Annotated in this window: 8 protein-coding genes; 2 read left to right on the forward strand and 6 right to left on the reverse strand. The window is 59.4% G+C overall.

Features of this window, described 5'->3' with window-relative positions; translation table 11 throughout:
• Positions 1–23: 23 nt before the first annotated feature.
• The 5 genes from ptsP to CLV74_RS21435 form a co-directional block, all read right to left on the reverse strand.
• Positions 24–2,267: a phosphoenolpyruvate--protein phosphotransferase gene (gene ptsP / locus CLV74_RS21415; RefSeq protein ID WP_106268791.1), complete on the reverse strand. Its 2,244-nt coding sequence runs from the start codon at positions 2,265–2,267 to the stop codon at positions 24–26.
• A 15-nt stretch (positions 2,268–2,282) separates the two neighbouring features.
• Positions 2,283–3,515: an aspartate kinase gene (locus CLV74_RS21420; protein WP_106268793.1), complete on the reverse strand. Its 1,233-nt coding sequence runs from the start codon at positions 3,513–3,515 to the stop codon at positions 2,283–2,285.
• Between the two features lie 66 nt (positions 3,516–3,581).
• Entirely contained in the window at positions 3,582–4,223 is a 642-nt protein-coding gene (locus tag CLV74_RS21425; protein ID WP_106268795.1) for an SDR family NAD(P)-dependent oxidoreductase, read from the reverse strand.
• Positions 4,223–4,678: a DUF1178 family protein gene (locus CLV74_RS21430; RefSeq protein WP_106268797.1), complete on the reverse strand. Its 456-nt coding sequence runs from the start codon at positions 4,676–4,678 to the stop codon at positions 4,223–4,225. The genes CLV74_RS21425 and CLV74_RS21430 overlap by 1 nt, the downstream gene beginning before the upstream one ends.
• A gap of 69 nt (positions 4,679–4,747) precedes the next feature.
• Complete coding sequence (locus CLV74_RS21435) at positions 4,748–5,239, reverse strand: NUDIX hydrolase (protein WP_106268799.1); 492 nt, start codon at positions 5,237–5,239, stop codon at positions 4,748–4,750.
• Between the two features lie 165 nt (positions 5,240–5,404).
• Here CLV74_RS21435 and CLV74_RS21440 point away from each other — a divergent pair, with 165 nt between their 5' ends.
• Positions 5,405–5,938: a glutathione peroxidase gene (locus CLV74_RS21440; protein ID WP_106268810.1), complete on the forward strand. Its 534-nt coding sequence runs from the start codon at positions 5,405–5,407 to the stop codon at positions 5,936–5,938.
• A gap of 7 nt (positions 5,939–5,945) precedes the next feature.
• Positions 5,946–7,076 (forward strand): acetoin utilization protein AcuC, encoded by a 1,131-nt coding sequence (locus CLV74_RS21445; RefSeq protein ID WP_106268801.1) that lies wholly within the window; start codon positions 5,946–5,948, stop codon positions 7,074–7,076.
• On the opposite strand, the gene CLV74_RS21450 is transcribed toward CLV74_RS21445, so the two are convergent.
• Complete coding sequence (locus CLV74_RS21450) at positions 7,071–8,318, reverse strand: 3-deoxy-D-manno-octulosonic acid transferase (RefSeq protein ID WP_106268803.1); 1,248 nt, start codon at positions 8,316–8,318, stop codon at positions 7,071–7,073. The genes CLV74_RS21445 and CLV74_RS21450 overlap by 6 nt on opposite strands.
• Between the last annotated feature and the right edge of the window lie 282 nt (positions 8,319–8,600).

Genomic DNA, 8,600 nt, shown 5'->3' on the forward strand with positions numbered 1-8,600 from the left:
GCCGCATCGGGATTTCTTCAAACTCAGCTTTGCTGGCGCATGTAGTCCATGACCGCGTCGCGCACGCTTTGATCCCCCGCCTCGCGAGAGGCGTCGATGACCTGTTTCAATTCTTTCAAGTTGGTGCGGCGCAGCAGGTGCTTGACCGGCCCGATTGAGGCGGGGCGCATCGACAGAGTTTCCACGCCGATTGCCGCAAAGCACAGCGCCTCGATCGGGCGGCCTGCGTCTTCACCGCAGAAGGACAGCGATGTTTTCGTGGTCCGGCAACGGTTCACGATGCCTTCGATAAAGCTAAGGAAGCTGACGTTCAGCGTGTCATATCGCCGGCGTACCCGTTCGTTTTCACGGTCAGCCGCAAAGAAGAACTGCTTCAGATCGTTGCCGCCGATCGAGACAAAGTCCACCATCTCAAAGAACCGCTGCGGTGCGAATGCCAGCGACGGGGTCTCTAGCATGGTGCCGACTTCCAGCGTTTCGGGCAGCGCGTGCCCCAGCTTGGTCTCACGCTCTAGGACTTTGTCCAGTTCGGCGCGGGCCATTTCGAATTCATCGATCTGGGCGATGAACGGGAACATCAGCGACAGGGGCCGTCCATTGGCAGCACGGATCAGCGCCTGCAACTGCATCCGCAGCACGCCGGGTTTGTCCAGACCCACACGAATCGCACGCCAGCCAAGGGCGGGGTTCGGCTCGTCGTTGGGCTTCATGTAGGGCAGCACTTTGTCCGAGCCGATATCCAGCGTGCGGAAGATCACCCGCTGCCCCTGCGCCGCGTCCAGAACGCGGGCGTAAAGGGCCGAAAGCTCTGCCCGCTTGGGCATCTGGTTACGGACAAGGAACTGCAATTCGGTGCGGAACAGACCCACCCCTTCGGCCCCCGATGAGGGCAGTGAGGGCAGATCGGCCATAAGACCCGCGTTCATCATCAATTTGACACGCTGGCCGCACAGGGTTTCCGCGGGCAGATCACGGATCGAGGCATAGCGCTGTTGCGCCGCCGCCTGCATCGCCATCTTGTCGCGGAATGCCTTCACAACCACTTCGTCGGGGCGCAGGTGCACAACGCCCTGTTCGCCGTCGATCAGCACGTGGTTGCCGTTCAGCGCCTCGGTGGTGATGTTGCGGGCGTGGACGATCAGCGGAATCGCCAAGGCGCGGGCGACAATCGCCGCGTGGCTGCCGACCGAGCCCTCTTCCAGAATGATGGCCTTCAGACTGCGGCCATAGTCCAGCAGTTCGGCGGGGCCGATGTTGCGGGCGACCAGTACCGGATCGTCAGGCATCGCAGCGCCCGTATCACGGCCTTGGCCGGTCAGGATGCGCAACAGGCGGTTGGACAGATCGTCCAGATCGTTCAGGCGTTCGCGCAGATAGGCATCGGTTGCACGGGCCAGACGGGCGCGGGCAACGGATTGCTCTTTCTCGACAGCGGCTTCGGCGGATAGGCCGCGCGCGATGTCATCCTCCATCCGGCGAATCCAGCCTTTGGAGTTTGCGAACATCTTGTAGGCTTCCAGAACCTGTAACTGTTCGCTGTCGCCCCCTTCGGCAGAGGACAGCATCTCATCAACAGAAACGCGCAACTCGCCCACGGCTTTGTGCAGGCGTTCGGTTTCGGCCTCGGGGTTCTCGGCCACGGGGTTGGTGACCACGACGCGGGGTTCGTGCAGCCAGATGTGTCCCTCGGCTACGCCTTCTTGGCCAATGGTGCCGCGAAACAGCACAGGCTGCTGGTGACGGGCCTTCAGGGCCGCACCATCACCGATGAATGCGCCAAGCTCGGCCATCTCGGCCAGAACCATCGCCACAACCTCTAGGGCGTATACTTCGTCGGGTGTGTATTCGCGGGCCATCTTGGACTGGACGACCAGAACGCCCATCGGCTCGCCCAAGCGCTGGATCGGCACGCCAAGGAACGAAGAGTACGCCTCTTCGCCGGTTTCCGGCATATAGCGGAAACCCTTTTCCTTCGGCGCATCAGCGCTGTTTACGATTTCGGATGTCCGCGCGACGCGGCCCACAAGACCCTCGCCAAGACGCAAGCGTGTTTGGTGAACCGATTCAGGCTTTAGACCCTCGGTTGCGCAAAGCTCCAGCGTCTCTTCATCGCGGAAGAGGTAGATCGAGCACACTTCCGTGCGCATGGATGTGGCGATCAGATGCGTGATCTTGTCCAGCCGCTCTTGACCCGCGCCGCTTTCGGCAAGGGTGTCACGCAGCCGGACAAGTAGCTTTCTGCTTTCGCTTTCAGTCCCGTCGGGCATGATGCCCCTCAGAAATTATTTCTCCAGTTCAAAGGCATCATGCAGTGCCTGAACCGCGAGTTCCATGTATTTTCGATCGATCAGCACCGAAATTTTGATTTCGGAGGTCGCGATCACCTTGATATTGATGCCTTCGTCCGACAGAACCTTGAACATCTTGGCCGCAACGCCCGGTTGCGAGCGCATGCCAATGCCAACGACCGAAATTTTGGCAACGTTGGTATCTGCGATGATCTCTTCAAAACCGATGCTGCCAGCGGCTTTGGCGTCGTTCAGAGCCTTCTCCGCGCGCTTCACCTGATCGGTGGGGCAGCTGAAGGTCATGTCGGTGGTGCCCTCGTCCGAGATGTTCTGGACGATCATATCCACGTTGATGCCTGCCTCGGCCAGCGGGCCGAAGATGCCAGCAGCGATGCCCGGACGGTCTTCGACCGAAACCAAGGTCATTTTCGCTTCGTCGCGGCTGTAGGCGACACCGGAGACAACTTTGTTTTCCATGATTTCCTCCTCATCGCAGACCAGCGTACCGGCTTCGTCTGACGGTTCTTCAAAGCTGGAAAGGACGCGCAGTTTTACTTTGTAACGCATGGCCAGTTCGACCGAGCGGGTTTGCAGCACCTTGGCACCAAGGCTGGCCAGTTCGAGCATTTCTTCGAATGCGATCTTGTCCAGCTTGCGGGCCTTGTCGCTGATACGGGGGTCGGTGGTGTAGACACCGTCCACATCGGTATAGATGTCGCAGCGCTCTGCATCGAAGGCTGCCGCGAAAGCAACCGCCGTGGTGTCCGAGCCGCCACGACCCAGCGTGGTGATACGGCCTTCGGGGCTGATGCCCTGGAAGCCGGCAACGACAGCAACGCGCATGCCTTCGCCGAATTTGGCCAGAATGTTTTCATTCGGGATCTCTTCGATCCGCGCCTGGCTGTGCGAGCTGTTGGTCTTCAGCGGCACCTGCCAGCCTTGCCAGCTGCGGGCGGGGATATCCATTTCCTGCAGGGTCAGTGCCATCAGGCCAGCGGTCACGTTTTCGCCCGAGCTGACAACCGCGTCGTATTCGCGCGCGTCATACAGGGGCGAGGTTTCATTCACCCAGCCCACCAGCTCGTTCGTCTTGCCGGACATGGCGCTGACGATCACAATAACATCGTAGCCCTTGGCCACTTCCAGACCCACGCGTTTGGCGGCGCGGCGGATGCGATCAGGGTTGGCGACGGACGTACCGCCGAATTTCATTACGAGGATAGGCATTAGAGAACCCCCCAGTCGTCAAAAGTCCGCTCGGCTTTACGCGGACTGTTGCGGCTGCGCAAGGGTTCAGAAGGGGTGCTGTTGCCCGTCCCAAGTCAGAAAGTGTCCCGAAGTCCTCATATCCAGCGCATCAAATTGCGCGATCAAGCCCTTCGAGGCGGTTTTTGCATTAATGTCGGCCCCTTTGCCGCCCATATCGGTTTGCACCCAGCCCGGGTGATAGATGCCGACGGCGATTCCTTCGGGCCGTAGGTCAGTGGCCAGATTGCGCCCCAGATTCAGGACGGCTGCTTTCGAGGCACGGTAGATATAGCTGCCGCCCGGCGCACGCTCATGGCTGGCCATCTGGGACGAGATGATCGCGATCTTACCATTTGCTGCGCGGACATTTGGCAGTAGTGCCTGAATGGTCATGAATACCCCGGCGACGTTCACCGCAAAGGTCTGCGCCCACATGTCCGCTGGATAGCCAGCGTCCAGCGTTTGGCCTGCGTCCAGATAGACACCTGCGTTGCAGACCAGCAGATCAATGGGTTTGGTCTTCAGCGTTTCAGCCAAGGCCTCTTGGCTGGCGGGGTCTGTGACCTCAAGCGGCAGGTATTCACCGCCACTGCGCGAGGTGCCGATCACCGATCTGCCCTCCGCTTGGTAGTCCAGCATCAGCTGGTGCCCTATGCCGCGGTTGGCGCCGGTGATCAGAATGCTCATCAGTTTGTCTTTCGTGCGGGAAGGAAGGGCAGGGGCGCGACAGGCACGCCATCCTCGATCAGCTTTTTGGCGTCTTCCAGTTTCGCCTCGCCATAGATGGCGCGGGCGGGGGCGTCGCCGTCATGTTGGGCGCGGGCTTCGGTGGTAAAGTCCTTGCCCACATAGGTGGCGTTATCCTCGACATGCTTGCGCATGGCGGCCAACGCCTCTTGGGCGGGATCTTGCGGGGTGCGTAGATCGGCCTTTTCCGGTACGGGTTCTGTCGGGGCAGGGGTCTTGGCCGCCTTGTCCGAGGTCGTAACCCGCGGTGCCATCAATGCCTTTTCCACTTTGGCACTGCCGCAGATCGCGCAGCTGACCATGCCCGCTGCGGCCAACTTGTCATAGGCCGATGCAGACTGGAACCAGCTGTCAAACTTGTGCCCATCGGCACATTTCAGATCATAGCGGATCATGTGGGAACCCTGAAAACGGTCTTCCTAAAATATGCAGATGCGCCGAGGATGCAAGGTTCCTAGCCCGCCTCAGCTTTGACGCAGCAGCTTGTCCATCGCTTTGCCATCAAAGCTTTCCAGCAACACGGCAAGCTCTGGCTCCCACACCGCCTTGGCGGCTTTCTTGGGCGAAAACCAGCGGCGGGACCGTTCGTTCGCCTCGGGGAACTTGTTTTTCATATCGCGCACGCGCATGGGGTAGATGACAACAGCGCAGGGCAGATCGTCGGATTTGGCCATGACTTTGGTGTAGGTATAAAGCCCGATCGAAGTCTCGCCGACTTTGCCCTCCACTCCTGCCTCTTCCCACGCTTCTTGAGCGGCGGCTTCGGCGGGGGTCCGGTTCGCCATTGGCCAGCCCTTGGGTATGATCCAGCGGCGTGTATTGCGGCTGGTGATTAGCAGGATTTGCGTCTCGCCGTCCTTGACACGATAGCAGAGCGCACCGAACTGGGTCCGTACGTCACGCTTTGGCGCGTCTAGATCTATAAGTGGCGGTTGTACAATTCCCGGAACGGTCATGGTCAGTCTGGATTTCTGCTCTATCTTTCTTTTGGCATTCTATGCGCATGGCGTGCCAAGTTTGTAGGACAAAGGCCCTTTCTGTTAGAAATGTTATTTTTAAGGGGAATGGCAAGCGCAGATATGCAGCGGATGTGCGTGCAACATGGGAGACTCCCTATGATTATGAGCAAAGTGATCGGCCTTGCAGCGGCCCTGTTCGTTGTGGGCGCGCAAGCTGCCCTGGCGGGAATAAGTCAATTCAGCTTCACCTCGATCGACGGCGGGGCGCTGGATACGGCGGCATGGGAAGGCAAGCCGGTTTTGGTGGTCAACTCGGCCTCGCGTTGCGGATTTACGCCCCAATACAACGGGATGCAGGATCTCTATGATCGCTATCGTGATCAGGGTCTGGTGGTTCTGGCGGTCCCTTCACAGGATTTCCGGCAGGAACTGGCAACCGCCGAAGAGGTGAAGGACTTTTGCGCGGTGAACTTCGATCTGGATTTTCCGATGACCGATATCACCCATGTGCGTGGCGATGCCGCGCACCCGTTTTATAAATGGGTAAAACAGGAAACAGGTTTTGAGCCGACGTGGAACTTTCACAAGGTCCTGATCGGGCCGGATGGCGAAATTCTGGGCACTTACGATTCGTTGGTAAAGCCGACGTCTTCCAAGATCACCAAAGCGATCGAACAGGCGCTGGCCGGGAACTAAATACTATATGACTAGGCCGCTGTTCATCGGCTCAGAGATTTACCGGAATTCGTCTTATGGCCCTTGGCACCCGCTGCGCGTGCCAAGGGTCTCGACCGTTATGGATCTGTCCCGCGCGATGGGCTGGCTGCCGCCAGAGCAATATGTCACCAGCCCGCGTGCCAAGGCGGCGGCCCTTGGGATCTGGCATTCGGCCGATTATCTGGCCGCGCTGCAACGGGTCGAGGCCACGCAGATCGCCACACCCGAAGATCGTGAGCGGTTCGGGTTGGGCACGCCCTCTAACCCTGTCTTCCCCGAGATGTGGCGGCGTCCAGCTACGTCGGCAGGGGCATCACTGTTGGCCGGAGAACTGCTGGCAAATGGCGGTGTTATCTATTCCCCTGCGGGCGGCACCCATCACGGGATGCCGGATCGGGCCAACGGGTTTTGCTATCTGAACGATCCCGTTCTGGCGATCCTGTCCTTGCGCCGGTCAGGGGCGCAGAGGGTGGCCTATATAGATATAGACGCGCATCATCCCGACGGCGTTGAACATGCATTCCGCGATACACCAGAAGTGCTGGTTCTCTCGGTCCACGAACAGGGGCGCTGGCCGCGCACGGGGGCGTTGACGGATCAGGGGGCGGGGAATGTGTTCAACTTGCCTGTTCCCTCGGGTTTTAACGACACAGAGATGGCGAAGGTCCGCGACCGATTGATCTTGCCTGCGGTGGCGCAATTCCGGCCTGACGCGATCGTCATGCAATGTGGCGCTGATGCCGTGGTCGAAGATCCTCTGTCCCGTCTGGCTCTGTCCAACAACGCCCATTGGAACATTGTCGCCGCTCTGCGCCCGATGGCGCCGCGTTATCTGGTGCTTGGGGGCGGCGGATATAATCCGTGGTCGGTCGGGCGCCTGTGGGCCGGTGTCTGGGCGACCTTGAACGGCTTTGCTATTCCCGATGTCTTGCCAGCCACGGCGCAAGCGGTCCTGCGAGAACTGCGCTTTGACAACCATCGTTTGGGCCGCAATCCACCCGAACATTGGTTCACCACTCTACAAGATGTTCCGCGCGAAGGTCCAGTTCGAGATCAGGTGCTGCATGGGCTTCATGTGCTGACCAAACGGATCAGCACTTTGCGGGTGTGCCTATAGCCCTTCAACAGGGCGGGGCAGCAACGGCAGAATGCGCGCGATCAAGGTCTCCAGATCGGCGGCCTGCCGCGTCACAGCACTGGCGTTCTGCACCAGCTCAAGCGGAGAACTCAGGGCAAAATCCACGCCCGCCGCCAGCGACGGGCCGTCCGCCACGGGGATAGCTGCATCCGCTGCATCCAGTTGCCGATAGATTTTCTGAAAATTTGATAGATAAGGCCCATGAAGTAGGGCAGTGCCGTAGGCTGCCGGCTCATATGGGGTATGTCCCCCATTATCGACCAGCGATCCGCCCACGAACGTCACGCGGGCTGCGCTGTACCAGAGGTGCATCTCGCCCAGAGTATCGGCCAGAAAGACCTGCGTTTCGGGGGTGACCTCGTCCAACTGGCTGCGTTGTGCGCAGATCAGCCCGGCGTCTTCGATCAAGTCGCGGATCGCAGCTGCGCGGCGTGGGTGCCGTGGTGCTAAAATAAGACGGACACGGTTGTCCCGCTCTAACAGAGCCTCGTGCGCCTCAATAATCAGCGCATCCTCTCCTTCATGGGTCGAGGCGGCCAACCACGTATGCGTATAGGGGAACTCCGGCAGGGCAGGGGTCTCTACAGGCTTGGCAACATATAGGGCCTTCAGGTCCACCAAGGGCGCCAGACGGGCTTGGCGAACCCCTAGCGTCAGAAAACGCTGCCGTGATCCCTTGTCTTGGGGTGCCAGCAGTTTGATTGCCGCCAGCATTTGGGCGCGGATGCCGGGCATTCTGCGCCAGACCTTCGCCGATTGTTTGGATAGGCGGGCTGCAACAAAGATCACCGGCACATCCTGATCCGCAGCGGCTGTGATCCGGTTCGGCCAGAGTTCATTTTCCAGACTGATAAATGCCTCAACCCGCTGGCGGCGCAAAAAACGCTTAGCCATCCAGCGGAAATCCAACGGGGCACAAACCGCGGTGACCATAGGCAGCGACCATCCGTTCACCAGATCGCGTCCGGTGATGGAATTCGATGTCACTATAATAGGCAGATCAGGGCGCGCTTGCCGTAGGGCTTCAATCAACGGGCGGGCCGAACTGAGTTCACCGTTCGAGGCGCCATGAAGCCATATTTGCGGGCGATCAGCCTTGGCCACGTCACCAAAGCGGTTGGCAAGTGACTCGCGATCTTCTTGACCTTTGAGCCGACGGATCACAAAGGCCGCTGCAAGTACGGGGGCAGCGATTGTCAAAATCACCCTGTATCCAAGCATCAGACGCCTCGTTTGCTGAAAAAACACACAAGAAGCTGTATGTCCCCCCTCTCTTTGCCACAAGACTCTATCCGTAAGCAAAGTTATCCTCTACTTTATCCACAAAAGAGCATTCGGACTGCGCGCCACTGGATTTGAAGAAAATCCGGAGGGCGATGCAGTTTTTTCGATTTTCTTTGATTTAGGTCTTGCGACTCTTCTCGCCTATCCGTAGAAGACCCCTCACCGGCGGCGCTGAGGCGCGGTTGGGGCGGACGGGACGGTCGCAAGGCTGTTTGGTTC

It is taken from the genome of Donghicola tyrosinivorans (assembly GCF_003003355.1).
Classification (GTDB): Bacteria; Pseudomonadota; Alphaproteobacteria; order Rhodobacterales; family Rhodobacteraceae; genus Donghicola; species Donghicola tyrosinivorans.